Annotated in this window: 24 protein-coding genes; 12 read left to right on the top strand and 12 right to left on the bottom strand. The window is 69.7% G+C overall.

All coding sequences use genetic code 11. From position 1 onward, the window contains the following. Positions 1-2: 2 nt before the first annotated feature. Positions 3-1739, bottom strand: coding sequence for a sialidase family protein (locus OG555_RS04530; RefSeq protein WP_329481409.1), 1737 nt, complete (start codon positions 1737-1739; stop codon positions 3-5). Positions 1740-1928: 189 nt separating this feature from the next. On the opposite strand from OG555_RS04530, the gene OG555_RS04525 reads away from it, so the two are divergent. Next, the gene (locus OG555_RS04525; RefSeq protein ID WP_329481408.1) at positions 1929-2543 is read left to right on the top strand and encodes a hypothetical protein; all 615 of its coding nucleotides are present in this window, start codon (positions 1929-1931) and stop codon (positions 2541-2543) included. A 94-nt stretch (positions 2544-2637) separates the two neighbouring features. On the opposite strand, the gene OG555_RS04520 is transcribed toward OG555_RS04525, so the two are convergent. Next, the gene (locus tag OG555_RS04520; RefSeq protein ID WP_329481407.1) at positions 2638-4917 is read right to left on the bottom strand and encodes a CDP-alcohol phosphatidyltransferase family protein; all 2280 of its coding nucleotides are present in this window, start codon (positions 4915-4917) and stop codon (positions 2638-2640) included. Between the two features lie 103 nt (positions 4918-5020). On the opposite strand from OG555_RS04520, the gene OG555_RS04515 reads away from it, so the two are divergent. From OG555_RS04515 to OG555_RS04500, 4 genes are all read left to right on the top strand, one after another. After that, positions 5021-5143, top strand: a complete 123-nt coding sequence (locus tag OG555_RS04515; RefSeq protein ID WP_329481406.1) for a hypothetical protein — start codon at positions 5021-5023, stop codon at positions 5141-5143. Then, a complete protein-coding gene (locus tag OG555_RS04510) occupies positions 5140-6174 on the top strand; it encodes a glycosyltransferase family 4 protein (protein ID WP_329481405.1) in 1035 nt (344 codons plus the stop codon). The genes OG555_RS04515 and OG555_RS04510 overlap by 4 nt, the downstream gene beginning before the upstream one ends. Before the next feature lie 137 nt (positions 6175-6311). Next, positions 6312-7208, top strand: a complete 897-nt coding sequence (locus OG555_RS04505) for a lysylphosphatidylglycerol synthase transmembrane domain-containing protein (protein ID WP_329481404.1) — start codon at positions 6312-6314, stop codon at positions 7206-7208. Next, the gene (locus OG555_RS04500; protein ID WP_329481403.1) at positions 7201-7386 is read left to right on the top strand and encodes a hypothetical protein; all 186 of its coding nucleotides are present in this window, start codon (positions 7201-7203) and stop codon (positions 7384-7386) included. Before OG555_RS04505 ends, OG555_RS04500 begins: the two co-directional genes overlap by 8 nt. A 38-nt stretch (positions 7387-7424) precedes the next feature. On the opposite strand, the gene OG555_RS04495 is transcribed toward OG555_RS04500, so the two are convergent. After that, positions 7425-8249: a class I SAM-dependent methyltransferase gene (locus OG555_RS04495; protein WP_329481402.1), complete on the bottom strand. Its 825-nt coding sequence runs from the start codon at positions 8247-8249 to the stop codon at positions 7425-7427. A gap of 98 nt (positions 8250-8347) precedes the next feature. Between OG555_RS04495 and OG555_RS04490 the strand changes: the two genes are divergently transcribed. Next, positions 8348-8530 carry a hypothetical protein gene (locus tag OG555_RS04490; RefSeq protein ID WP_329481401.1) on the top strand — a complete coding sequence of 61 codons (183 nt, stop codon included), beginning with the start codon at positions 8348-8350 and terminating at the stop codon, positions 8528-8530. Between the two features lie 93 nt (positions 8531-8623). Here the strand turns inward: OG555_RS04490 and msrA are convergent, their stop codons facing one another. Further along, positions 8624-9274 carry a peptide-methionine (S)-S-oxide reductase MsrA gene (gene msrA, locus OG555_RS04485; RefSeq protein WP_329481400.1) on the bottom strand — a complete coding sequence of 217 codons (651 nt, stop codon included), beginning with the start codon at positions 9272-9274 and terminating at the stop codon, positions 8624-8626. Positions 9275-9361: 87 nt separating this feature from the next. After that, positions 9362-10804 carry a MocR-like transcription factor YczR gene (yczR, locus tag OG555_RS04480; RefSeq protein ID WP_329481399.1) on the bottom strand — a complete coding sequence of 481 codons (1443 nt, stop codon included), beginning with the start codon at positions 10802-10804 and terminating at the stop codon, positions 9362-9364. Between the two features lie 62 nt (positions 10805-10866). Between yczR and yczE the strand changes: the two genes are divergently transcribed. Both yczE and OG555_RS04470 read left to right on the top strand, forming a co-directional pair. Then, positions 10867-11529 (top strand): membrane protein YczE, encoded by a 663-nt coding sequence (gene yczE / locus OG555_RS04475; protein WP_329481398.1) that lies wholly within the window; start codon positions 10867-10869, stop codon positions 11527-11529. 56 nt (positions 11530-11585) lie between these two features. After that, the gene (locus OG555_RS04470) at positions 11586-11891 is read left to right on the top strand and encodes a DUF1905 domain-containing protein (protein WP_329481397.1); all 306 of its coding nucleotides are present in this window, start codon (positions 11586-11588) and stop codon (positions 11889-11891) included. A 52-nt stretch (positions 11892-11943) separates the two neighbouring features. Here OG555_RS04470 and OG555_RS04465 read toward each other — a convergent pair whose 3' ends face one another. The 5 genes from OG555_RS04465 to OG555_RS04445 all read right to left on the bottom strand — a co-directional run bounded on the left by OG555_RS04465 (position 11944) and on the right by OG555_RS04445 (position 16220). Continuing rightward, positions 11944-12375: an SRPBCC family protein gene (locus tag OG555_RS04465; RefSeq protein ID WP_329481396.1), complete on the bottom strand. Its 432-nt coding sequence runs from the start codon at positions 12373-12375 to the stop codon at positions 11944-11946. A 160-nt stretch (positions 12376-12535) separates the two neighbouring features. Further along, the gene (locus OG555_RS04460; RefSeq protein WP_329481395.1) at positions 12536-13567 is read right to left on the bottom strand and encodes a hypothetical protein; all 1032 of its coding nucleotides are present in this window, start codon (positions 13565-13567) and stop codon (positions 12536-12538) included. 10 nt (positions 13568-13577) lie between these two features. Continuing rightward, positions 13578-14159 (bottom strand): hypothetical protein, encoded by a 582-nt coding sequence (locus OG555_RS04455; protein ID WP_329481394.1) that lies wholly within the window; start codon positions 14157-14159, stop codon positions 13578-13580. A gap of 109 nt (positions 14160-14268) precedes the next feature. After that, a complete protein-coding gene (locus OG555_RS04450) occupies positions 14269-15630 on the bottom strand; it encodes a hypothetical protein (protein WP_329481393.1) in 1362 nt (453 codons plus the stop codon). Positions 15631-15638: 8 nt separating this feature from the next. Next, the gene (locus OG555_RS04445) at positions 15639-16220 is read right to left on the bottom strand and encodes a hypothetical protein (RefSeq protein WP_329481392.1); all 582 of its coding nucleotides are present in this window, start codon (positions 16218-16220) and stop codon (positions 15639-15641) included. Positions 16221-16397: 177 nt separating this feature from the next. On the opposite strand from OG555_RS04445, the gene OG555_RS04440 reads away from it, so the two are divergent. From OG555_RS04440 to OG555_RS04430, 3 genes are read left to right on the top strand one after another with little or no spacing between them, the layout of a single operon-like run. Continuing rightward, complete coding sequence (locus OG555_RS04440; RefSeq protein WP_328526714.1) at positions 16398-17552, top strand: cystathionine gamma-synthase; 1155 nt, start codon at positions 16398-16400, stop codon at positions 17550-17552. Between the two features lie 3 nt (positions 17553-17555). Continuing rightward, complete coding sequence (locus OG555_RS04435) at positions 17556-18926, top strand: glutamate mutase L (protein ID WP_329481391.1); 1371 nt, start codon at positions 17556-17558, stop codon at positions 18924-18926. Positions 18927-18956: 30 nt separating this feature from the next. Then, complete coding sequence (locus OG555_RS04430; protein WP_329481390.1) at positions 18957-20246, top strand: AI-2E family transporter; 1290 nt, start codon at positions 18957-18959, stop codon at positions 20244-20246. 106 nt (positions 20247-20352) lie between these two features. Here the strand turns inward: OG555_RS04430 and OG555_RS04425 are convergent, their stop codons facing one another. Together OG555_RS04425 and OG555_RS04420 are read right to left on the bottom strand one after the other, a co-directional pair. Continuing rightward, complete coding sequence (locus tag OG555_RS04425) at positions 20353-21990, bottom strand: MDR family MFS transporter (protein WP_329481389.1); 1638 nt, start codon at positions 21988-21990, stop codon at positions 20353-20355. Further along, complete coding sequence (locus OG555_RS04420) at positions 21987-22592, bottom strand: MarR family winged helix-turn-helix transcriptional regulator (RefSeq protein WP_329481388.1); 606 nt, start codon at positions 22590-22592, stop codon at positions 21987-21989. Before OG555_RS04420 ends, OG555_RS04425 begins: the two co-directional genes overlap by 4 nt. A 155-nt stretch (positions 22593-22747) precedes the next feature. Here OG555_RS04420 and OG555_RS04415 point away from each other — a divergent pair, with 155 nt between their 5' ends. Continuing rightward, positions 22748-23476 (top strand): SDR family oxidoreductase, encoded by a 729-nt coding sequence (locus OG555_RS04415; RefSeq protein WP_329481387.1) that lies wholly within the window; start codon positions 22748-22750, stop codon positions 23474-23476. Positions 23477-23481 lie beyond the last annotated feature (5 nt).

The raw sequence follows: 23481 nt of genomic DNA, 5'->3' as shown, positions 1-23481 counted from the left end.
GGTTACGGCGTCGGATCGGCGTACTGCCCTCCGAAGATGTCGCTGTTGCCGAACGTTGCTGGGCAGGTGCCGAGCACGTTGGGCGGGCTCACCGGGCTGGCCGTGTACAGCGAGGCCCGGTAGGCGTTGATCGAGTCGCACGGAGCAGCTTCGCGGGTGTCGTTCCAGACCGCGACCGCGAAGTCGTTCGTCGCCGCGGCGTACACGTAGTCACCGAGGAACTCCGAGATCAGGGCGTTCGCGCTGCTGCCGCGCGGATCTCCGACTGGAGTCCGTTCGAGCACCGACCAGCCGGTGGGTACGCCGTTCACCACGTTCGCATGCAGTACGACGCCGACCAGCCCACGTGGACTCGTGGTGTCGTTGCGATATGGCGTGGTGAACGCGTTGTAGACGACGTACAGATCCGACCCGTCCGGAGACACCGCCGGTGCACTGTAGACCGGCCGGTCGCCGGCAGCGATCGGCACTGCGAGCGGCGTGGCCCAGGCCTGTCCGGCGTTCCGCGACCAGGTCAGCATCAGTTGCTCCTGGTTGAGACCCAGCCGGCCATCGGCCCAAGTCATGAAGATCTCGTTCGTACCACCGGTCCCAGTGGGCCGGGCGTTCGCGATGTCGACGTTCGGAGCGCCGGCCAGGTCGACCCGGGCCCCGGCGATGCCGTCCATCACGGGACGTCCCTCGACCGGGTCGAAGACACCCGGCTTCACAACGGGCGTGACCAGGAACGGTCCCTTGAAGTGCGCGCCGCCGTCGGTGGACCGGTACATCATCTGGAAGTTGGTGCCCTGTCGGGTGCCGACGCCGAAGACGTAGACCGCGCCCGTGCTGTCCGTACGTACGACGCAGCCGTCGGGCTGGCTGTTGATGCCGTTGCTCGTCGCCGGTCCTACCTGACGAGTGGTCCAACTGGTTCCGCCGTCAGTGGATGTCGCGACGGTCAACGGTACCGGGAGCGCGTGCCCCTTCTCTTGGCTGCGGAACGACGCCCAGCACACGTAGACGTGGCCGAAGAACGGGCTGCTCGAGGCGTTGTCGGCATAGACCTGCTCCTTGTCCGAGAACGTCGTCGAGGACTGCTTGGAGATGATCACCGGCGCCCGCCAGGCGGAGGCGTTGTTCGCCGACGCTCCACGCACGTCGTCGGTGGTCGACACCGCGATCGCCTCGAAGCCGCGGAAGGTCTCGAGTTGCCGGGTGGCGCCGAAGTTCGAGGTCAGGTTCGCGTAGTACAGCCGCGACCCGTTGCTCCACGAGAAGGTGCCGCCGGCACCAGGCCGGGGGCCGAACGCCACTGCCGGGTCACCGTCGGACACCAGCCCGGCTTCGAAGTAGTGGGGCAGTGTGCCGATCGCGCCTACGCGCGGAATGCAGACCGCCGGACCGAGGCAGTGCCGGGCGCTCCACCCGGTGTACGTCGGCTGTGTCCAAGCCCCACCGTTGAACGAGAAGTACACCCCGGACACACCGACCCCGCCGGTGAACGGGCAGGTCGACGGGTCGCCTGCCGCGCAGGACTCCATGTCGATCTCCTCGTTCGCCCCGGCGACCACGACGCCAGGGTCGTGTGCGTCGATGGCGACGGCCGGCTCGTTCTGCTTGTTCTGCGAGAACGGCGTCGACGGGCTACCGACGGTGACCTCAGAATCCGCCGGTGAGGCAGAAGCAGCGACGGCGGCTCCGGCGAAAGCGGCTGCGAGTGCAGCGACGGAAGCGATGATGCGGCGTGATGCGCCCATGATCCCTCCCCGGGAACGACCATCGGCCCGGGACCGTTTCCCGGCCCGTCTGGACGCCTCGACACTGCACCCACAACCCCCACCACACAACACCTCAAGCCCCGGCGAGGGTGGTCAACCTCCGGACAGACTGGCTGGGACGTTGACACGCCCTCGGTGGTGCGGAGCATTGGGTGCGGGGGAGGTGCCGTGTTCGTTGCATTGCCTGGGCGCCGGTCGTACGACGGCTTGTGGTTCGTGCTGTTCGTCGTACTCGTCTTCGTCGGCTCGGCCGTCGTATCGCTGCCGGAGTCCGATCGCCCGGCGGAGGCCATCTCGTCGTTCTATCAGGTGCACCGCAGCGCCGTTGTGATCACGCAGGCCGTCGGGCTGGCGGCGGTCGTCGTACTGCTGATGGTGCTCGCGGTCCTTCTGCGCTGGGTCGGTGGTGGGTGGCCGCTGCTGATCAGCGGCGGGCTCGTCGCACTCGCGAGCCTGGGGACCGCGGTGCCGGTGCTGGTGCTCGCTCTCGATGACCGGCTCGGTGCGTCCGGCACCATATCGGCCGCTCGTTGGGCTGACTGGTCTGACGACGCGTTGTTCATCACGATCGCTTTGTTCGTCGGCGTTGTCGCGACGCGGATGCAGACGTCGGCCCTGCGAGTGTCGTGCATCGTCGTCGCCGTTGCTTGCGGGCTCCGCGGCGTCGGGGCTCCGCTCGGCTTCCATGCCCTCGACGTCGTCGCCCCACTGATGTTCCTGATCCTGATGATCTGGCTGGGAATCGCCCGTTTGAGAACCAGTCCTGCGATCCGATCCGAGTAGTTCTTGTGGAGGTACTGCTGGTGGTAGCAATACCGCCAGGGCGAAGAAGCGATGCGCACTTCCGCGCACGGATGTGCTGAGGAGGTGGGCGGGGCTAGCGGCCGTAGGCGGTGAGGAACCGGTCCCGGAAGGTATCCATCGGCCAGACCGGTGCGCCGGCGTCCGGCCGCAGCCCGTCCCGCCAGCCCCAGTCCGCTACCCGATCCGTCACGGCTGGGTCGGCGGCGATGATACTCACCGGCACGTCGTGGCTCGCCCCATTGCCCGAGACGATGCTGGCCGGCTGATGGTCGCCGAGGACGACGAGCACCAGGTTGCGGTCGTGGAGCTGCTGTACGAACGAGGTCAGGGCATCCAGCGAGTAGGCGATGGACTGTGCGTAGGCGGCCTTCACACGGTCCGGCTGTCGCCACACGTATTCCGGCGAGTCGCCCTCGGCCGGCATCGGGTCGAAGACCGAGCCGTCGCCCAGCCGGCTCCAGTCGACGAGCCGGGGGAGCGGTGCCCAGGGGGTGTGGCTGGAAACCAGGTCGACCTCGGCCATGACGGGGGCGCGGTTCGGCTTGTCCAACTCCAGCCGCTGGAGCGCGGCCAGGGTGTACTGGTCAGGCATCGAGGCATAGCTGAACGGCGGCCCGGCGTACCCCACGTTCCGGCGGTCGTACACCTTGTCGTAGTGGTAGTACGTCTTCGCCACCGACCAGTCCTCGTCGTTGGACGGTACGTCGGCGACTGTCCGCCAGCCGGCGCGACCGAACGCGTCGGTGAGAGTGAGCCGGTCGAGGGTGACGAGGTGGTCGTACCGCCGCTGGTTGTTCACCCACAGCCCGGACTGCAGGGTGGAGTGCGCCAGCCAGCTGATGCCGCCGAAGGTCGGCGAGGTGAGGAAGCCGCTGCGCGAGGAGAAGCCGGCCTGCTGCAGCCGCCGGTCCCCGGCCTGGAGCGCCGACCCGACGACAGGAGAGTCGAGCGCCGTGCGTCCGTAGCTCTCGACGAAGACCACGAGCACGTCCTTGCCCCGCAGACCGGTCAGCAAGTCGTTGCCCGGGGTGTCGCGGAAGGGATCCTGCTTGAGCGCCCGCACGAACTCCCGCTGGTCGCGGAGGTCGTCACGGACCTGCGTGGCGAGCCTAGCCGCGGAGGTCGAGGCGAGCCGTCGTACGGGCTCCGGCCCAGCGCCGGTCAGTGCGGGCACGATCGAGATCGCGGCCAGGACGGCTACGATCCGGATCGTCGGCCGCCGGTGTCTCGCCACGAGCCGGGTCACCCGCACTGCCGACAGCGGCAGCAGGGCGAGCAGGGCCACGCAGAGGACTCCGGCTCCGATGAAGACTGCGAGGGCGCCGACGCGGCCGATCGAGTCGCCGAGCAGGCCCAGCGCGGAGCCGGCGTACGCCGCGTCGTAGACGGGGTGGAAGGCGCGGTCGAAGGCGAAGTAGAAGCCTCTGTCGAGCAGCCGCAGGATCATCAGCACCCCGACGAGGAGACCGCCGATCACTGCGAGGATCCGCGCGAGTCTCGACGGCAGCACCGCTACGAGGACGACGAACACCAGGCCCTCGAGCGGGATCCGGAGGAAGGCGGCCGGCGACAGGTCGCCGGTGTGGTCCGGCACGAGGAGCGCAGCCCAGACCAGGAGCACCGCCAGCGCCGACGTCACGGTGGCACGAGTGCCGGGCGGGCTTCCGGCCAGGCGCCACAGCCCCCAGATGTGACGGCCGAACGACTCGGCCAGAAGTCCCAGCGCGACCAGGACCACCACGGTGGTCACGGCATCGGGCAGGATGCCGGCCGCCGCGACGGTCAGGGCGATGCCCTGGATCGCGGCGACTACCTTGGCCCAGTAGCGGGGCGGGAGCGAACCGCGCAGCCACGGCAACGCCCAGCCGGCGGTCACGAACACATAGCGGGCCGCACCGATCGCGAGCACCCACCAGCCACTCGTCTGTGCGACGTACACGCTCAGGATCAGGATCAGGAACGCGTCGACTTCCATGTCGAAGCGCGCCCCGAACGCCGAAGCGGTGCCGGTACGCCGAGCGACCTGACCGTCCACCCCGTCGAGGACTAGCGCCACCGTCGAGAGCGCCACGAGGATCGCCACCGGCGCCCGGCCGCCGAACGAATCCACCGTGAGCGCCGCGACCCCGCAGGCGAGGACCGCGCGAGCCAGTGTCACTCTGTCCGCGGGCCCGAGCCCGTCACGACGGTGACGCGCCAGCGCTCGGGCGAGCAGCGCGGCAAGGCCGGCTCCGCAGGCGATACTGGTCGCCCATCCGGCGGCATCGAGGCCGGTGGTCGCAGCTAGTACACCGAGGAGCACGAGCAGGCAAGCGAAGCCGGCGAGCGGGCCGGTCAGGATACGGCTGCGCATCCTACCCTGAACCAGACGCACAGTGCCTCCGTATCTAGGGGTACGACACCCATACGAGAACAGCGACGCTTCGGTTCATCCGGGCGGGAGAAGGAGGCCGCGGGTGCCGATCGAAGCACACGCGTTGTGGATACGAGAACCCGGCCGGAGCGACTGGCTGGCCCGGATCGGGGTGACGCTCGGCGAGTCGACCATCGCGTCGGCGACCTACGAGCGGTCGCTGTGACAGCGGTGCACTTCGTCGTCCCGGACGGGATCGACGACCCGAGGCGGCCGAGCGGTGGCAATGTGTACGACCGGCGGATCTGTCGCGGGCTCGTAGCGCTCGGATGGTCGGTCCACGAGTACGCCGTGGCCGGCCAGTGGACGCGACCCGACGCCGCGGCCCGCTCGGCCGTGGCTGCGGCGCTGGCCCGCGTGCCGGACGGCGGGCAGGTGTTGGTCGACGGCCTGCTGGCTTCCGTGGTCCCGGAGGTGCTGGAGCCGGAGGTCGACCGACTGCGGCTCGTCGTACTTCTGCACATGCCGCGGGACGAGCCGCCCGAGGTCGCAGCGCTCTCGGCGGCGTCCGCGATCGTGGCCACGAGCAACTGGACGCGACGGTGGCTGCTCGACCACTACGCGTTGCCGGAGGAACGTGTGTACGTCGTGCCGCCGGGCGTCGATGTCGCCGACGTTGCACCGCCTTCGCCGTCCGGCGGGCGGCTCCTCTGTGTCGGAGCCATCACCCCGGTCAAGGGCTACGACCTCCTGCTCGATGCCTTGGCCACGCTCGACGACCCGGCCTGGCGATGCGCATGCGTCGGCTCGCTGGACCTCGACGTGGAGTACGTCGACCTGTTGCACAAGCAGGCCGAGGACAGGGGGCTCGGCGACCGGGTGTGCTTCACCGGCCCGCTCACGGGCGCGGAACTCGAGCGCGCCTACGCGGAGGCGGACGCGCTGGTGCTGGCCTCGCACGCCGAGACCTACGGCATGGTGGTCACTGAGGCGCTCGCCCGCGGGTTGCCGGTCGTGGCCACGGACGTCGGTGGAGTGTCGGAGGCGCTCGGTCACGCCGCCGACGGCAGCCGGCCCGGCCTGCTGGTCCCGCCGGGCGACCCACAGGCTCTCGCGCAGGCGCTGTCTCGGTGGCTGGGGGATGCCTGCGAGCGCACGCGGCTCCGCGCCGCCGCCAGGTCCCGGCGACTGACGCTGTCGGACTGGACGCAGACCTCGCGCGAACTGTCGGCCGTGCTGACGGAAATCGCCGGGTGAACCGGCACCCGGTGACAGCCGTATCACAGTCAAGGGGACCGACCAGCAGAATCGGAGCCACCGCCATCGGCCGAAGCATCTGGACCTGGGCCCGCCTGGCAGGCGGCGCCGCGATCCTGGCTGTTCTCGTTTGGCGGGTGGGCACCGGGCCGTTGGTGGACGGGCTTCGATTGACGACCGGATGGGCGCTCGCCGCCGCCCTGGCGATCACGGCGCTGACCACGTTGTGCTGTGCGTGGCGGTGGAGGCTGGTCGCGGGCGGGCTTGGTGTCGGGATGCCGCTGAGCACCGCGGTGGCCGCGTACTACCGGTCCCAGTTTCTCAACGCCACATTGCCCGGCGGAGTGGTCGGCGACGTCCACCGGGCCGTGCGCCACGGGCGCGACCTCGGCCACCTGGGCCTGAGCCTCCGGGCCGTCGCGTGGGAGCGGGCGTCGGGACAGGCGGTACAGCTGGTGCTGACACTGGGTGTGTTGCTCCTGCTGCCCTTGGGCTCACGCTCGTTGCTCCTCGTGGTCGCCTGTGCGATCGCGATCGTCGCCGGGGTCGCGCTGGTCGCCGTACCTCTCCGCCTGAGTCCAAGTCGCCTCCCAGCCCGGATCGCACGCGCCTTCACGACGGACCTCCGCGACGCGGTTCTCGCGCGGCGGGCCTGGCCGGGCATCCTGCTAGCCTCTGTCGTCGCCGTGCTCGGCCACGCCGCCGTGTTCCTGGTCGCGGTGCGGACGACCGGGATACACGTGTCGCTGGGTCGGCTGCTGCCACTGGCACTGGTCGTGCTGATGGCCTCGGCGGTACCGGCAAACATCGCCGGCTGGGGCCCGCGCGAGGGCGCGGCCGCTTGGGCGTTCGGCTCGGTCGGGCTGAGCGCGGCGCAGGGCGTCACCGTCGCGGTGGTGTACGGCGTACTCGCGCTGGTGGCCACTCTGCCCGGAGCCGTCGTGGTGCTGGCTGGGCGACGGCGCCCCCAGGACAGTGCGCCCGGCCCGACCGAGGCGCCGCCGGAGCAAGTCGGGAGCGTTGTCGATGCCTGATCACCCCTACAGCGACGTGATCCTCGTCGGCGCCGCCACGGTCCGCAACGACAATCCGCGGCATCTCAACGCGACCAACGCCCGCTACCTGGCCACGAAGGCGCGACGAGGCGCACACACGCTCGACCTCCCGTTCGGCGAGCGGCTCGACGCTGAGGCACAGGCCAGGGACTGGTAGCTGCCGGTGCCACAAGGGTTCACCGGCCGCGCAGAACCTCAGCTGGGCCGCACCAGCAAATCGAGGTGATCGACAGTGACGGACAGCCGACCGGCCGCTGCCTCGGCCAAGCGTCGCTTTGCATACGAAGGGGCCTCGGCGCGCAGCTCCGGTCGCTGCTCGCATGCCGCCGCCAGCCAGCCGGTGAACCACTCAGCCGCTAGAGCGGCCTGATCGGGCCCGAGCCGCCACGGGCTAGGGCGGACCAGGACATCGAGGCCCAGCCGGGAGAAGCCGTCCACCGCGGCGCCGACCGCGTCGGGACCGAGGAGCAGTCCGGCGCTGGTTGTGCGTCGCTGATGGGCGTTGAACGCTTCGGTGACGCGTAGGTCGAACGGATCGCTCGGTGTGAGTTCGACGCGACCGGTGACGCTGAGGGCGATCAACACGGGGCAGCCCGGCCCGGCACAGGTGGCGACGAATCGTCGGAGCTCCTCCACGGTCATCATGTCCAGCAGCGCCGAGGCAGTGATGAGGGCTGCGCCCGCCAGCTCGTCGGCTTTCAGCCGGGTGATGTCGCGCCGACGGATTTCGACGGTCACCGGGGCGCCGTCGCAGGACTCGCCCGGTTGGTCCGCGGCGGGGAGGGTGAGCAGCTCGGCGTCCCGGTCATACATAACCCAGTGCTGGGGTCCGCTCAGCTGCACGGCGAGCCAGCGGGCCATCGACCCGGTGCCGCACCCGAGGTCGTGAATAGCCGCCCCACCGTCGGTCGGCAGGTACGCCCGGACCTCGTCGACGAGCTCGGGCGCCCGGGCTGCCGCGTCGGCCGGCTCCCGCAACCTCAGCCACTCGGCGCTGGCCCGGGCCTGGCCGGTCGTCATACCGCCTCCTCGCACGCACCCGGCGTGCGCACCCGGACTGTCAACGCCTGACTCCGCACGGGCCAATCACCTCGCCTCAACTGAACCGGACGATAGCAATGTTCACAGTCCCTCACGGCCACTCCTTGTCTGCCGGGAACGGCACGCCGGCGTTCCTGTGGCAGCGGGCTCCGCTCGGCTTCCATGCCCTCGACGTCGTCGCCCCACTGATGTTCCTGATCCTGATGATCTGGCTGGGAATCGCCCGGTTGAGAACCAGCTCGGCGATCCGATCCGAGTAGAGCGGAGATAGGCCGGGTGCGCCCTCAGGCGATAGTGCCGCAGGTCGGTCGCGAGCGCCGCCCAGCCAACGTCTGGGCGGCGCTCGGTGGCTGTCAGGCGTCAGCCGGGAACGGGACACCGGTGTTGCTGTGGCACCTGTAGCCGTTCGGGTTCTTCGAGGGGGACAGGTACTGCTGGTGGTAGCCCTCGGCGTAGTAGAACGTCGTCGCCGGGGCGATCTCGGTGGTGATGTCGCCGTAGCCGAGGGGCTTGATGACCGGGGCGTAGAGGTCCCGGGTGCGCTCGGCCTCGGCGCGCTGGGCGTCGGTGGTGTAGTAGATGGCCGAGCGGTACTGGGAGCCGAGGTCGTTGCCCTGCCGCATGCCCTGTGTCGGGTCGTGGGTCTCCCAGAAGACCTTCAGCAGGTCGGTGAAGGTGGTCTTGGTCGGGTCGTACACGACCCGGACGGCCTCGGTCTGGCCGGTGCGGCCGCTGCAGACTTCCTCGTACGTCGGGTTGGGGGTGTAACCGCCCGCATAGCCGACGGCCGTGGTGTACACGCCGGGCTGCTGCCAGAAGATCTCCTCGGTCCCCCAGAAACACCCGGTGCCGAACCAGACCTCCTCGAACCCCTCGGGTGCGGCGGCGGTCTGCGGCGTACCGAGCACGATATTCTCGGCCGGGACGGCAAAGCCAGGGGTGGGCCGGCCGGGCAGTGCGGCCTCGGGCTCGACCAGGGCTGTGTTGCGCTTGAAGAACGACATCTCACGCCTCTCGCAGTGTGACTCTCATAGTCTCCCAACGCTCCCGGTGAGGTGATCCTTCCCCGCACCCCTTACGGCGCGATGACGTCAGGCGATCATTGCGGCCGAGCGTCTGGCGGGCGCGGGACCGGTGGTCAGCGCGGCGTACGACGCTGCCAGGCGACGGACTCCGTCACGCAGCGCATCCGCCGGCAGCGTGTACGGCAACCGGATAAAGGACTCCAGCCCACCATCCGGTGAGAAGCGCGACCCGGCCACCAGCAGTACGCCGTTCCGCTGCGCAACCCCGACCAGACTCGACCCGACCGGCTCCGGCAGCTCGCACCACAGCGACAAACCGCCACCCGGCAGCCGGAACCGCCACGACGGCAACTCCGCCGATACTGCCTCCGCCAGCGCATCCCGCTGGCGGGCGAGCGTCACCCGCCGCTCCGGCAGGAGTGCTGCGCGCTGCCGCAACAGCCGGGCGACGACCAACTGCTCCAGCACCGGCGCCCCCAGATCGAGCGAAGCGCGCGCGTCGAGGACCTGGGCGACGAGCGCCTCCGGCACCCGCATCCACCCGATCCGCAGCCCGCCCCAGAACAGCTTGCTCGCCGAGCCGACCGTGATCACGCCTTCCGGGTGGTACGACGCGAACGGCGGCGGCATCTCCTGACCGTCCAGCGACAGACCGAACAGCGTCTCGTCGATGATCGCCGTCGTCCGGGTCCGCGCGAACGCGATCGCCAGCCGCTGCCGGTCCGCCGCCGACATCAGCCAACCGGTCGGATTCTGGAAGTCCACCACCATCCAGGCGGCCCGCGGAGCGGTCTGCCTGATCGTTGCCTCCAGCAAAGGAAGGTCCCAGCCGGTGGGCCCCATCGGCGCCGCCACCAGCCGGCAGCCGCTGTGCCGGATCGCGTCGACCGAGTTCGGGTGGGTCGGGCTCTCGGTCAGTACCCGGTCGCCGATCTGGGTCATCGCCCGGATCGCGATCGACGTCGCTGCCAGCGCGCCGGCGGTGATGATGATCTGGTCCGGCGAGGTCGGCAGCCCGCGTTCGGTGTAGACGGCCGCGACCTCCTCGCGCAGCTCCGGCAGGCCCTGCGGGTGGTACCCGGGAGTGGCGAGGTGAGCCGGGAGATCGGGCGTCGCGGCGGCGACCGCGGCGCTGATGCCCGGGATCGCGGCGGGCGCCGCGGCGGTGAAGTCGTAATGCGCCTCGGTGTCGAACGTGGGGGCGTGGTGCCGTCCGAGCTCAGGCTCGAGCCGGCCGGGGAGGGCGGTGACACTGCCCGAGCCGCGGCGGCTGATCAGGTACCCGCCGTCGCGCAACTCCCGGTACGCCGAGGCGACCGTCGTACGACTGACGCCGAGAGCCTCGGTCAGCTCGCGCTCGCTCGGCAGCCGCGAACTCGGCATGATCCGGCCGTCCGCGATCAGCAGTCGCAGCCGCTCGGCGAGGACCCGGTACGCCGGACCCGTCCCGTCGGCCCAGGCGCCGAGCAGGCCGGTGAGAGTGCTGGCGGGGAGATATTGCCCTTTCATGCAGTCCACTATTACGCAATTGGCTATCGATCGCCAGGCCACTTGCCGCACAAACTGGACAGGTGACCGCCACTTCCGATGCTCCGCCGCGTCAGCTCGCGCCCCTGAACCCGCTCCAGCAGCTGAAAGCGGGCCACCTGCCGCGCCGCCTGGTGCAGTTGTACGTCGGCCTGATCCTGTACGGCGCCTCGATGGGCCTGATGATCCAGGGCAACCTCGGCCTGGACCCGTGGGACGTCTTCCACTCCGGCATCACCAAGCACGTGCCGCTGAGCTTCGGCACCATCGTGATCGCGGTCAGCTTCGTCGTACTGCTGGCGTGGATCCCGCTGCGGCAGTGGCCCGGGTTCGGCACGATCAGCAACGCGATCGTCATTGGCTTGGTGACGGACCTGACGCTGGCCACGGTCGACCGGCCGGACGCGCTCTGGCTGCGGATCGTCTTCATGGTCGCCGGCGTCGTGGTCAACGCGCTGGCCGGTGCGCTCTACATCGGCGCCCAGTTCGGCCCGGGTCCGCGCGACGGGCTGATGACCGGCCTGGTGCGACGTACCGGTCTCAGCGTCCGCCTGGTCCGCACCACGCTCGAACTCGCCGTCCTCGCGACCGGCTTCCTGCTCGGCGGCTCGGTCGGAGTAGGCACCGTCGTCTACGCCCTGTCGATCGGCCCCTTGGTCCACTTCCTCCTCCCGATCTTCACCGTCCGCCTCAAGGAGGTGAACTAACGTCTCCCGGCGCACGGGCATCTCGGTTGTCGGTGGTCGGAGTTAGCGTTTGTGGGGTGAGTCGCCTCGGCACGTTCCGGTTCTCCGCGCCGCTGTGGCAGTACCCGGGCGAAGGGAGTTGGTACTTCGTCACGGTCCCGGAGGAGATCAGTGACGACATCGCCGACCTGACCGCGGGTACGCGCAAAGGGTTCGGCTCAGTGCGGGTCACCGCCACCGTCGGCGGTACGACGTGGCAGACCTCGGTCTTTCCCGGCAAGTCCGGCAGCTACTTCCTGCCGGTGAAGAAGCCGGTGCGCATCGCCGAGCACCTGACCGAGGGCTCACCGGTCGACACCCAGCTCGAACTGGCCGACCTGTAGCTCCTGCGCGAGCCGGCTGCCCGCCGACGCCAGGGGCAGCCGGCCCGTGTGGTCAGGCGGCGTTGAGGTAGTCGACCAGTTCGCCGAGCTCGGAGGCCCAGCCTTCGGTGTTGCTGCTGAAGGCCTTGCGGTAATCCTCGTCGGGGAGCTGGGCGAAGCCGGACTCGACGACGGTGAGGCGGGTGCCGGTGTCGACGGGTTCGAGCGTGAACTCGACGTACGTCCGGCGCGGGTCCTCGGCGGGGAGGCCGTAGATGTGCCAGGTGAAGCCGAAGATGGTCGGCTCGTCGATCCGCTCGATCCGCATCTCGGCCTTGTCGCCGCTGTTCCAGGTCATCTGCCCGGTCCCGCCCGGCCGCAGGTCGATCGTCGCCTGATGCCCGAACCAGGTGCCGAGCCCTTCCGCGGTAGTGAGCGCCGCCCACACCTTCTTCGGCGGGTGAGCAAGCTCAACCGTCCGTTCGATCCGATCGGGAAACCCCATGACAACCTCCAGCGAATAGCAACCATCTAGTTGCAACCCAATCTATTGCAACCCCTAGGTTGCGTCAAGATCTCCAGTTCGAGATTGCCGGAAGGGCGGGTGGAAAGGCGAACGCCGCCGGGGTGGCCGGCGGCGTTCGGGTGCTTCGGGGTGGTGCGCGCTACTTGGTGATTGCGGGACCCTTTGGGTCGATTGTTGGGCCGCCGATGCGCTGGGCTTCGCCTTGGTCCTGCTGCTGGCCCTGCGGGTTCGTTGGCTGCGCGGCGGCCCGGGCCGGGATCTGACCTGCGGAGGGCTGCCCGGCGCTGACGAACTGAGCGAGGTTGCCCTCCCGGTCGGCGCCGGCGCGGTGCTGGCCCGGGCCTTGCTGGTTGCTCGACGTCTGCAGGGACGAGGCGGCCTGCACCAACTGCTGGGCGGCGGCCGCACGCGCCTCGGGGGTCTGCGCACTGACCAGAGCGTGAGCGTGGGCGCTCAGGGCCTGAATGTCCTTGCCGTCCACGTTGGCCTGGTTCAACGCCGGGTTCTTGAACGCGGCGAAGGCGGCCCGCGCGGCGTTGGCGCGGTTGGACGCGTTGGATCGCCGATCCTGCGCCCAGCGGGACATCCGGTCGACCGTGTTGCGACCGACCTGGACGGCGTTGCGGCCCGCCGCCTGCGCACCGTTGACAGCGTTGCGGCCCAGGTTCTGTGCACCTTCGACGGCGTTGCGACCGGCCTGGACGGCGTTGCGGCCCGCAGTCTGCGCACCCTCGACAGCGGTGCGGCCGAGGTTCTGTGCACCCTCGACGGCGGCGCGGCCCTGGGCTGTGATCGCCCGGCCGGCAGCGTCCAGGCGCTCGTTCACGACCTGGGTGGCGAGGTCCGCCTGGACCTGCACCCGCTGCCCGAAATCAGTCACCCGGTTGACGGCGTTGTCCCGGACCTCGCCGGCCCGGGTGGCGGTGTTCCGGCCGAACTGAGCGGTCTGAGACGCCAAGGACTTGGCGCCCTCGCTCAGCCGTTGATACGTCTGGGCGGCCACCTGCTCGACGCGGACGGCTGCGTTGATGATCGGGGCGAGTGCCCGTTGGATGCGGATCGCGCGCCGGAGGGCGATCTGGTCGGGCTCCGAGAGGTTCGCGCCCCACTGGACGAATTGTTCCCGGTTGCCCGGCTCCCACATCCCTGGGCCTTGGTACGGCGTGGTCATATTCGAGCTCCTAGTCGATGTAGACCGCGTAGTTGACACAAACCGAGCTGGTCAGCGGGTCCCTGGTGGGCTTGTCGCTGAAGAGGTGGATCTGGGCGCCGGGGCGAACCCAGACGGCGAGGTGACGCCGGTCCGCGCCCGCACCCCGGGCCCACTCGTCGAGGAACGTCGGGCTGCTCTCGTCACCCAGGTAGTCGGGATCGCCGAAGTGCTTGCGGGCGAGCTCGAGGTGATCCGGCCAGGCCTTGTCCAGTCCGGCCTCGGCGGCCGGGATGTCGTCCGGCTCGATCTCGTACGCGATCCAGCCGCTGTTGCGGCAGTCGGAGAAGGCGAGCCCGTCGAACACGATGATCGTGCTGCCGCGCCGCGTGGTGAATCCCCACGACGCCACCAGCGGGTCGATCTCTTCGCCGGCCGCCAGGGGCCATGGCTGCCAGTCGGTGGCGGCCGTGACCCGCTGCACGAGTGCGCGGACCACTGCCGGGCCGGACGCGTCGCTGTCCGGGCCTGCCACCCTGGTCCAGTCCGCTACGTCGGCGAGGTCGGCCATCGCCAGGTCGTCCTCGTCGAGCGGCCTGTCCTGCGTCTTCATCCGGGCTTGTTCCTTCCGTCTCTGTCAAGCCTTTCGGCCGCAACCGTAGGGCGCGGTCAGGGTCACGTCATCGGGCCAATGGTTGCGGTCAGGTCACGGGATCACAGGGTCAGCGGTTGATCGAGTCGCCCTTCCGCTCGATGTCCTGACTTGTCTTGTGCAGTCCCTTCTCGGCCGCGACGGCGGTGTCCCGGGCGCCCGCGGGGCTCGAGGGTTCGGCCGGCGGCCTGCCGGCAAAGGCAGCGTGGACCTCTTGCATGTCTCGCACCGACAGGTTTCCTGAGTTCCTGGCCGCGCCGCCCGGTGCGGTCTGTTGCCCGTCGGGCCGTTGCCCCACGGCTTCGGCTGCCGCTGCCGCGGGTTGCCCGGGCGTCTGTCCCGCGGCCGCGTCCACCCAGTGCTGGGCGTTCTCCGGGTCGCCCTCCTGCCGGGCTGCCGGCCGCTGGGTCTCGACGACCTGGTGGATTCCGACATTGTGCCGGCCCTCAGTCATCTCCGGCTGCTGCAGGGCCCCGGCCCGCGGTTGCACCACCTCAGGCTGCCGCTGTGCACCCTCGGCCCGCTCCGGCGCACCCTCGGTCCGCTCGGGGGCACCTTCGGGTTGTTGCTGTGCCGCACCGGTTTGCGCTTCCGCTGCCTCGGGTTGCTGTTGGGCGACTTCCGGCTGGAGTTGCTGGGCGACCTGGAGCTGCTGCTCGAGCTGGGTTTGCTGTGCCTGGAGCTGGGCAACCTGATTCCGGAGGGCCTCGACCTCGACTTCCAGCTGCTGGATCCGATCCCGCAGGAGCGCCTCCTGCGGGGTCGGGACCTGCTGGGTCTGCTGCTGCCCGATCGGCGCGGCCTGCTGTGTTCCGGGCTGCTGTGCTCCGAGTTGCTCATAGGCCTGCTGCTGGAACTCAGGCGCCAAGGTTGACGGGCCACCGGTGACGACTCGCCGCATGCCCTGTTCCGCCAGGTACTGGAGTCTGGCTGGGGTCATTCGCTGGGCGCCGATGGTCTGCAGGTCAGTCGGTTCCATGCGGTCGACCGCGTTGCGAGCCATTGCGTACCCGGCCTTGAGCTCCTTCGTCCCCCGACGGACGTCGGCCCAGCGGGACGCGGCGTTGCGCACCATCTTGGCCGGGTTCCACTGCAGGATCCGGTCGGGCCCTCCCGCGTCCGCCAGGAGTTGGCGCGCGGTGCCCTCGTAGCTCAGGCCGACGGTCCGGGCCGTGTCGTTGAAGTGACCGGCGACGTGCTGCGTCGCCATCTCGGCCAGGTGGGCTCTGGTCAGGCCGGCGCGGCCGACTGCCCCACGCTCGGCTCGGCTCATCCTCCGGACGCCCGCGCGGGCGTTGGCGAAGGCGGCCTTGGCTGACTTCGCCCCCAGCTTTTCGGCTTTCCAGCGGGACTTGCGGTCCCGCTTCGCGGCCTTGGCGGCGCTGCGGCGTTCGCGAAAACCGGGACGGGCGGCGGGGGACTGGTCGCTCATCGGGTCTCCTAGTCGATGTACACGGCGTAGTTGACGCCGACGGCGTTCGTCAGGGGGTCCTTGGTGGGCTTGATGCTGTAGAGGTGGAGCTCGGCGCCCGGGCGCAGCCAGACGGCCAGGTGGCGGTGGCCGGCGGCGGCGCCGGGAGCCCAGTCGTCGGCGAAGCCGGGCTCGGAGTCGTCGCCGACGTAGTCGGGCTCGCCCCAGTGGCGGGTGGCCAGAGCGAAGTGGTCGGGCCATTGCGCGTCCAGGCCGGCCTCTGCAGCGGCGATGTCGTCGGGGCCGATGTCGTACGCCGACCAGCCGCTGTCGGGGCAGTCGGCGAAGACCAGGCCGTCGAACACGATCAGGGTGGAGCCGCGCGGAGTGGTGAATCCCCAGGAGACCATCTCGTCGGCGATCACCTCACCCTGCCGCAGCGGCCACGGCTGCCAGGGTGTCTCTGCCATCACGCGGTGGACCAGCGCCCGCACGACCTCCGGACCGGAATCGTCGCCGTCGGGGCCGGCCAGGCTGGTCCAGTCCTGGATCTCGCCGAGGTCCGCCATCGCCAGGTCGTCCTGGTCGAGCGGCCTGTCCTGCGTCTTCATCCGGCGCTGTGTCCTTCCGTCCGCGGTCCGGGGGCAACCACTGAGCGCAACGGTAGGCTGCCGTACGGGTCAGTTGCCACCGGCTCCGACGCGGCTGTGGACAACTCGGATCCATCGAATCGCCCCGGCTGTGGACGGCGTGCGTGGCGGCAGCAGACCAGGCCGTACGCTGGTCCGGTGAACACGGAACACCACTACGGCTTCGAGACGCTCGCCATCCACGCCGGGAACGAGCCCGACCCCACCACCGGTTCGGTGGTGCCGCCGATCTACGCGACCAGCACCTACAAGCAGGACGGCGTCGGCGGGCTGCGCAACGGCTACGAGTACTCCCGGTCGGCGAACCCGACCCGGACGGCGCTGGAGGAGTGTCTGGCCGCGATCGAGTCTGGCAACCGCGGGTTCGCGTTCGCCAGTGGTCTCGCAGCCGAGGACACCCTGATCCGGTCGCTGTGCGTGCCGGGTGACCACGTGGTCTTCCCCGACGACGCGTACGGCGGCACGTTCCGCCTGTTCTCGAAGGTGCTGGGCGCGTGGGGTGTCGAGATGACGCCGGCCGCGGTCACCCACCCGGAGGCGATCCGGGCCGCGATCCGCCCGGGCAAGACCAAGGTGGTCTGGCTGGAGACGCCGACCAACCCCCTGCTGAACGTCGCCGACATCGCCATCGTCGCGCAGATCGCCCACGACGCCGGCGCCTTGCTGGTGGTCGACAACACCTTCGCCTCGCCGTACCTGCAGCAGCCACTGGAGCTCGGCGCGGACGTGGTCGTGCACTCGACGACGAAGTACATGGGTGGTCACTCCGACGTCGTCGGCGGCGCACTGATCGTCCGCGACGCCGAGCTGGCCGACAAGATCGCCTTCCATCAGAACGCGATCGGCGCGGTCGCCGGCCCGTTCGACTCCTGGCTGGTGCTGCGCGGCATCAAGACGCTCGGCGTCCGGATGGACCGGCACAGCGACAACGCCGAGAAGGTCGTCGAGTTCCTGCAGCGGCACAACTCCGTCAGCCAGGTGCTGTACCCGGGCATCGACGGCCACCCCGGCCACGAGACCGCCGCGAAGCAGATGAAGCGGTACGGCGGGATCGTGTCGTTCCGGGTCACCGGGGGAGAGCCGCACGCGCTGGACATCTGCAACAAGGCCGAGGTCTTCACCCTGGGTGAGTCGCTCGGCGGCGTCGAGTCGCTGATCGAGCACCCGGGCAAGATGACCCACGCCTCGGTCGCCGGCACGCCGCTCGAGGTCCCGGCCGACCTGATCCGGCTCAGTGTCGGTATCGAGACCGTCGACGACCTGCTGCAGGACCTCGACCGCGCGATGTCCTGATCCGTGGGGCTCGTGGTCGCGGTCGACTTCGGGTCGACCTTCACCAAGGCGATCGCGGTGGACTCCGGCTCGGGTGACCTGGTCGCCCGAGCCGAGCATCGCACCACGATCGACACAGATGTGATGGACGGCTGGCACGCCTGCCGGGCTCTCCTCGCGGAGGTCGACCGCGGCGTCGACAACGCCGAGGTCCTCGCCTGCTCGAGTGCGGGTGGCGGTCTGCGGATCGGTGTCGTGGGCAACGAGGAGCTCGTCACGGCCGAAGCAGGCCGGCGCGTCGCACTGTCCAGCGGTGGCCGGGTCGTTGCCGTGGTCAACGGTGGGCTCACGGCAACCAGTCAGAAGGGGCTCCGCAAGGACCGTCCCGATGTCGTGCTGCTGCTGGGCGGCACGGACGGAGGCAACTCGGCGGTGTTGCTCAAGGCAACCGAGACGCTGGCGAAGTACAAGTGGCGCCGACCGGTCGTTGTCGCGGGCAACGTCGAGGCGCGGGCCGAGGTCGGCGAGATCCTGACGGCCGCCGACGTGCCGCATGTGCTCGCGGACAACGTCGTACCGGAGATCGGGGTGTTCGCGCCGGACAGCGCGCGGGCCGCGATCCGGGAGATGTTTCTCGCGCACGTGATCGGTGGGAAGAACCTGTCCCGCGATCCCGCGTTCGCGCGGATGGTCCGGGCCGCCACGCCCGACGTCGTACTGCGGGGTGTCGAGGTGCTGGCCGGGTTGCACGGTGACGTGGCGGTCGTGGACATCGGTGGGGCGACGACCGACGTGCACTCGGTGATCGAACTCGACCCCGAGGACGCGAACCTCGGCCGTGAGGTGGTCGCGACCCACCCGGTGACGCGGACCGTCGAAGGCGACCTCGGCATGCGGTGGAGCGCCGTACCGGTGGTCGCCGCGGGCGTCGAGGCGGGCCTGGTCGCGGACGACGACACGATCCGTACGGCGGCCGCGCGCCGGCACCGTGATCCGTCGTACCTGCCGGACAGCGCGCTCGAGGCGTCGTACGACGAGACCCTGGCGACGGTGGCCGCGACGGTCGCGCTCAGACGGCACGCGGGGCGGCAGCGGGTCGTGTTCGGGCCGGGTGGCCGGGTGATCGAGCGGTCCGGGAAGGATCTGCGCGAAGTGGATCTGCTGGTCGGATCCGGGGGAGTGCTGCGGCACAACGGGCCGGAGGTGGCGGCGCGGATCCTGGGCTCGGTCGGCACGAACGCGCGGGAGGAAGGATGGCTCGTGCCGGAGCGCGCCGAGGTCTGTGTGGACACCGACTACGTGCTGGCCGGTGTCGGTCTGCTGGCCGGCGAGGACCCGAAGGCCGCCGAGGGCTTGGCCGCCCGGATTCATGGAACTACCGCGGCCGGGCACTAGTCTCAGCAGCAAGCTAGCTGCGGAGGTGTGATGAGCGAGGCGGGGAGGGACGACGCGGACGCGTCGGCGACCGGGAGGCCACCGGAGGGGAACGACGATCCGAGTCCGGTCGCGGACAACCAGGTGCTCGAGGAGTCCAGTGTGCCGGCGGAGAAGTCGAGAGCCGTGGCTGCCGAGCGAACATCGGCGGGCGGCCCGGGCGGCCCGGGCGACACAGAGGTGACGCGTGGGATGCACATCGCCAGTGCGTGGGCCTGGCGGTTCCTGGTGGTCGTCGCCGCCGTCCTGGTGATCGGCTACGCGGTGCAGTACCTGTCCGAAGTGGTCATCCCGGTGATCGTCGGCGTACTGCTCACCGCACTCCTCGTCCCGATCACGAACGGCCTGCAGCGGCTCCGCATCCCGCGTGGTCCCGCCGCCGGGATGACCGTGATCGCCACGATCGTGGTGGTGGCCGGCCTGCTCACGCTGGTCGGGACGCAGATCGCCAGTCAGTTCGACAGTCTGTCGACGCAGGTCGGCGAGGGTGTGCAGAAGCTGCGGGAGCTCGGCCGGATCAACTTCGGGCTCACCGACGCCGACGTCACCAACGCCATCAAGTCACTGCGCGAGCAGTTCACGTCCGGAGGTTTCCTCGGACAGCAGGCAGCCGCCGTCGGTACTACGGCCACCCACGTCGTCGCGGGTCTGTTCATCTCGCTGTTCTGTCTGTTCTTCTTCCTCTACCAAGGCGAGCAGATCTGGCGCTGGCTGGTCCGGCTGTTCCCGCGCCGGGCCCGGGTCAAGGCGGACACGTCGGGGCGGAAGGCCTGGGTCTCGCTGACCGCTTTCGTCCGAGCCACCATCATCGTGGCCGCCGTGGACTCGATCGGGATCGCTTTGGGTGCGGCGATTCTCGGTCTGCCGCTGGTGAGTGCGATCGGCATCCTGGTGTTCGTCGGCGCGTTCGTGCCGGTGGTTGGTGCGCTGGTCAGCGGCGTGGTCGCCGTACTGGTCGCCTTGGTTGCCAAGGGCCCGATCGTCGCGATCATCATGCTCGGGGTGGTGATCGGCGTTCAGCAACTCGAGGCGCACGTCCTGCAGCCGTTCCTGCTCGGGCGCGCGGTCAGCGTCCACCCGCTCGCCATCATCCTCTCGATCGCCACCGGCGTGATCATCGCCGGCATCGTCGGCGCCCTGGTCGCCGTACCGACCGCCGCCGTCCTCAACACCATCGTCAACTACCTGGCCGGCAACGACGTCGACCCCGAACCCCCGCGACACATACCCCCATTCCCCAGACGCCGCCACCCCACCACCCCAGCCCCAGCAGACGACTAACCCTGCGCCAGTCAGCAGTGTGGCCGTCAGGCCGGCGGTTTGTCTCACGCAGCAGAACAGCCGCCCCCGGGAAACTCCCGGGGGCGGCTGTGATGGCGAATCGCGGTCAGTGCATCGCCACGGGCGCGGAGGCCTCGACGGACTCCTCGCCTTCCGGCTCCGCGCCTGCCGGCTTGGGGCCGTCGGAACGGCCGGCCAGCCGCTGCTCCGGGGTGATGATCGCCAGGATCAGCGCGATCGCCAGGAACGGCAGGGAGACCAGGAACACGTCGTCCATCGCGTCGACCAGACCGTGCAGGGCCCAGCCCTTCATCGGCTGCGCCAGCCCGTGCAGAGCCTGCACACTGTTCGCCGCCTTGGCCAGTCCGTCGACCGCGGCCTGCGTGGCGTTCGGAACGATGTCGGTCAGGTGGTCCTTCAGCCGGATGGTCAGTACGGCGCCGTAGACCGCCGTACCGATCGCGCCACCCATCGAGCGGAAGAAGGTCATCGTCGAGGTCGCGGTGCCCATGTGCTTGCGGGGCACACTGTTCTGCGCGGCGGTGACGGTGATCTGCATCGACAGGCCCAGGCCGGCGCCCATCACGAACATGTAGATCGCCATCTGCCAGTACGGCGTGGTCAGGCTCAGCGTGGACAGCAGCACCATCGCGCTGCCGACCAGGACCGAGGAGATGATCGGGTACACCTTGTAGCGGCCGGTCTTGCTCATCAGCTGACCGCTCGGGATCGAGGCGGAGAAGATACCGACGATCATCGGCAGCAGCGCCAGGCCGGACTGGGTCGGCGACAGGTCCTTGACCGCCTGCAGGTACAGCGGCAGGAAGATCAGCGCACCGAACATCGCGAACCCGAGCAGGAACGCGTAGCCGGCGTACCCGGCGAAGATCCGGCCCTTGAACAGGTCCATCGGGATGATCGGCTCGGCCACTCGCAGCTCGATGAACACGAACGCGACGGCCAGTACGACGGCCGCGACCAGCAGGCCGATCGTGGTCCCGTTGCCCCAGCCGTTGCTCGGGCCGCTCCAGGAGATGGCCAGCAGCAGCGTGGTGACGGCGGCGGCGACCGTGGCGGCGCCGAGGTAGTCGATCTTGTGCGAGCGCTTGACGTGCGGCAGCTTGAGCACGGCGGCGACGATGCCCAGGGCAACGAGGCCGATCGGCAAGTTGATCCAGAAGATCCAGCGCCAGCCCGGACCGTCGGTGAGCAGACCGCCGAGCAGCGGGCCGGCCACCGAGGACAGGCCGAAGACGGCGCCGAAGTACCCCATGTACTTACCGCGCTCGCGCGGCGGGATCACGTCGCCGATGGTGGCGAACGCCAGCGACATCAGGCCACCGGCGCCGAGACCCTGGACGGCCCGGAAGCCGATCAGCATCTCGATGTTCTGCGACATTGCCGACAGTACGGAGCCGGCGAGGAAGATGACGATCGCCGCGATGAACAGCGGGCGGCGTCCGTACAGGTCGGAGATCTTGCCCCACAGCGGAGTGGAGGCGGTCGAGGTCAGCAGGTACGCCGTGACCACCCAGGACAGCTTGTCCAGGCTGTTGAACTCGCTGACGATCCGCGGCAGCGCCGTACCGACGATGCTCTGGTCCAGCGCGGCCAGGAACATCCCGGCCATCAGACCGCCGAGAATGACCAGGATCTGCTTGTGGGACAGGTAGTTAGGGGCGCCGCCAGGGGCGGCGATGGTGCTATCTGGGCCGCCGGCGGTGGCGGGCTCAGTGGTGCTCATCTGGTGCTCTCCAGGTTCTTGTCGGTGTTCTCGCGGGTGGCGGGGTCGCCGCCTGGCGCGAAGTCTTCGTCGGTACGGCGCTCAGGATCGGGGGCGGCGCGTAGTCGCGGGGCGACCGCGGCCCAGCCCCTGTCGGCCCAGCGAGCGTCGGCCGGGGTGTCGGTGAGATTGGCGACTCCGTCGGCGAACCGGGTCATCAGCCGCTCGAACGTCAGGATGTCCTCCTCGGACCAGCCGTCCATCGCGGTGCTCAGCAGCTCCATCCGGCGGCGGGCACTGGACTCCCACTGCTCGATGCCCTGCTCGGTCAGCTCGACCCGGAAGGCGCGGCCGTCGTCGGGATCGGGGGAGCGGCGGACCAGGCCCAGCTGCTCCAGCGCGCGAACGTGACGGCTCGCGGTCGAGGCGTCGAGCTCCATCCGCGCGGCCAGGTCGGACAATCGCAGTGCGCCACTGCAGCGCAGCACGAACAGCGCCACGTGCGCGCTGTGGTCGATCGTGTCGCCGGGCTGCTTGGCCTTGAGCCGGCGTCCGATCCGGGTGAACGCGTGCATGACGCCCTCGATGGGGGTCTGCGGGGTGTACGCGTCGTTTACTTGCATGCTGCAAGCATATACATGCTTGCGTGATACACGCAAATGAGTTTCCGAGATTGCCGAGTGAGCCGCCACTCATTTACTCTCCGTCCCGGGCTGGTCACTGTCCGCAGTAGAGGAGAATCAGCGGACGATCATTCGACGACAGAGGGGTGCGTTCTGTGACGCAGGTGGCGGTGGTGACCGGTGGCGGCTCCGGGCTGGGGCGGGAGATGGCGCTCGCTCTGGCGGCGGCCGGGTTCGACGTGATCGTGACCGGCCGGACCGAGGAGACCCTTCGGGAGACCGTGGCTGACGGGGGCGGGCGGGTGCGCCTCGCGGTGCTGGACGTGGCTGACGGGGAAGCGGTCCGCGCATTCTTCGGTGGGCTGGAGCGGATCGACGTACTGGTGAACAACGCCGGGATCGGGGCGCCGGCGGCCGCCGTACCGGATGTCGCGGAGGAGGACTGGCGGCGGGTGGTGGATACGAACCTGACCGGGTCGTTCCTGTGTGCGCAGGCCGCGTTCGGGCTGATGCTGCGGCAGGAGCCGAAGGGCGGGCGGATCATCAGCAACGGGTCGATCTCGGCGCACGTGCCGCGGCCGCGGGGTATCGCCTACACCGCGAGCAAGCACGCGATCTCCGGCCTGACGAAGGGTCTCGAGCTGGAGGGTCGCGCGCACGGGATCACCGCGTGCCAGATCGACATCGGGAACGCCGCCACCCAGATGACCGAGCGGATGCGGCAGGGCGTGCTGCAGCCGGACGGGTCGTTCGCGATCGAGCCGACGTTCGACCCGAAGATCGTCGCGGACTTCGTGGTCCGGATCGCCCAGTTGCCGACATCGGTCGCCGTACCGACGCTGACCGTGATGGCGGCCGGGATGCCGTACGTCGGTCGCGGTTGACCTCC

This window comes from Kribbella sp. NBC_01484, assembly GCF_036227145.1.
GTDB lineage: Bacteria > Actinomycetota > Actinomycetes > Propionibacteriales > Kribbellaceae > Kribbella.
This window is presented reverse-complemented; position numbering and strand designations above follow the sequence as displayed.

Excerpts from the sequence above, each read along its gene's own strand:
- OG555_RS04530 (WP_329481409.1), bottom strand. The coding sequence starts at position 1,739 with ATGGGCGCATCACGCCGCATCATCGCTTCCGTCGCTGCACTCGCAGCC.
- OG555_RS04520 (WP_329481407.1), bottom strand. The coding sequence starts at position 4,917 with ATGCGCAGCCGTATCCTGACCGGCCCGCTCGCCGGCTTCGCTTGCCTG.
- OG555_RS04500 (WP_329481403.1), top strand. The coding sequence starts at position 7,201 with ATGCCTGATCACCCCTACAGCGACGTGATCCTCGTCGGCGCCGCCACG.
- OG555_RS04495 (WP_329481402.1), bottom strand. The coding sequence starts at position 8,249 with ATGACGACCGGCCAGGCCCGGGCCAGCGCCGAGTGGCTGAGGTTGCGG.
- OG555_RS04490 (WP_329481401.1), top strand. The coding sequence starts at position 8,348 with ATGTTCACAGTCCCTCACGGCCACTCCTTGTCTGCCGGGAACGGCACG.
- msrA (WP_329481400.1), bottom strand. The coding sequence starts at position 9,274 with ATGTCGTTCTTCAAGCGCAACACAGCCCTGGTCGAGCCCGAGGCCGCA.
- yczR (WP_329481399.1), bottom strand. The coding sequence starts at position 10,804 with ATGAAAGGGCAATATCTCCCCGCCAGCACTCTCACCGGCCTGCTCGGC.
- OG555_RS04465 (WP_329481396.1), bottom strand. The coding sequence starts at position 12,375 with ATGGGGTTTCCCGATCGGATCGAACGGACGGTTGAGCTTGCTCACCCG.
- OG555_RS04460 (WP_329481395.1), bottom strand. The coding sequence starts at position 13,567 with ATGACCACGCCGTACCAAGGCCCAGGGATGTGGGAGCCGGGCAACCGG.
- OG555_RS04455 (WP_329481394.1), bottom strand. The coding sequence starts at position 14,159 with ATGAAGACGCAGGACAGGCCGCTCGACGAGGACGACCTGGCGATGGCC.
- OG555_RS04450 (WP_329481393.1), bottom strand. The coding sequence starts at position 15,630 with ATGAGCGACCAGTCCCCCGCCGCCCGTCCCGGTTTTCGCGAACGCCGC.
- OG555_RS04445 (WP_329481392.1), bottom strand. The coding sequence starts at position 16,220 with ATGAAGACGCAGGACAGGCCGCTCGACCAGGACGACCTGGCGATGGCG.
- OG555_RS04430 (WP_329481390.1), top strand. The coding sequence starts at position 18,957 with ATGAGCGAGGCGGGGAGGGACGACGCGGACGCGTCGGCGACCGGGAGG.
- OG555_RS04425 (WP_329481389.1), bottom strand. The coding sequence starts at position 21,990 with ATGAGCACCACTGAGCCCGCCACCGCCGGCGGCCCAGATAGCACCATC.
- OG555_RS04420 (WP_329481388.1), bottom strand. The coding sequence starts at position 22,592 with ATGCAAGTAAACGACGCGTACACCCCGCAGACCCCCATCGAGGGCGTC.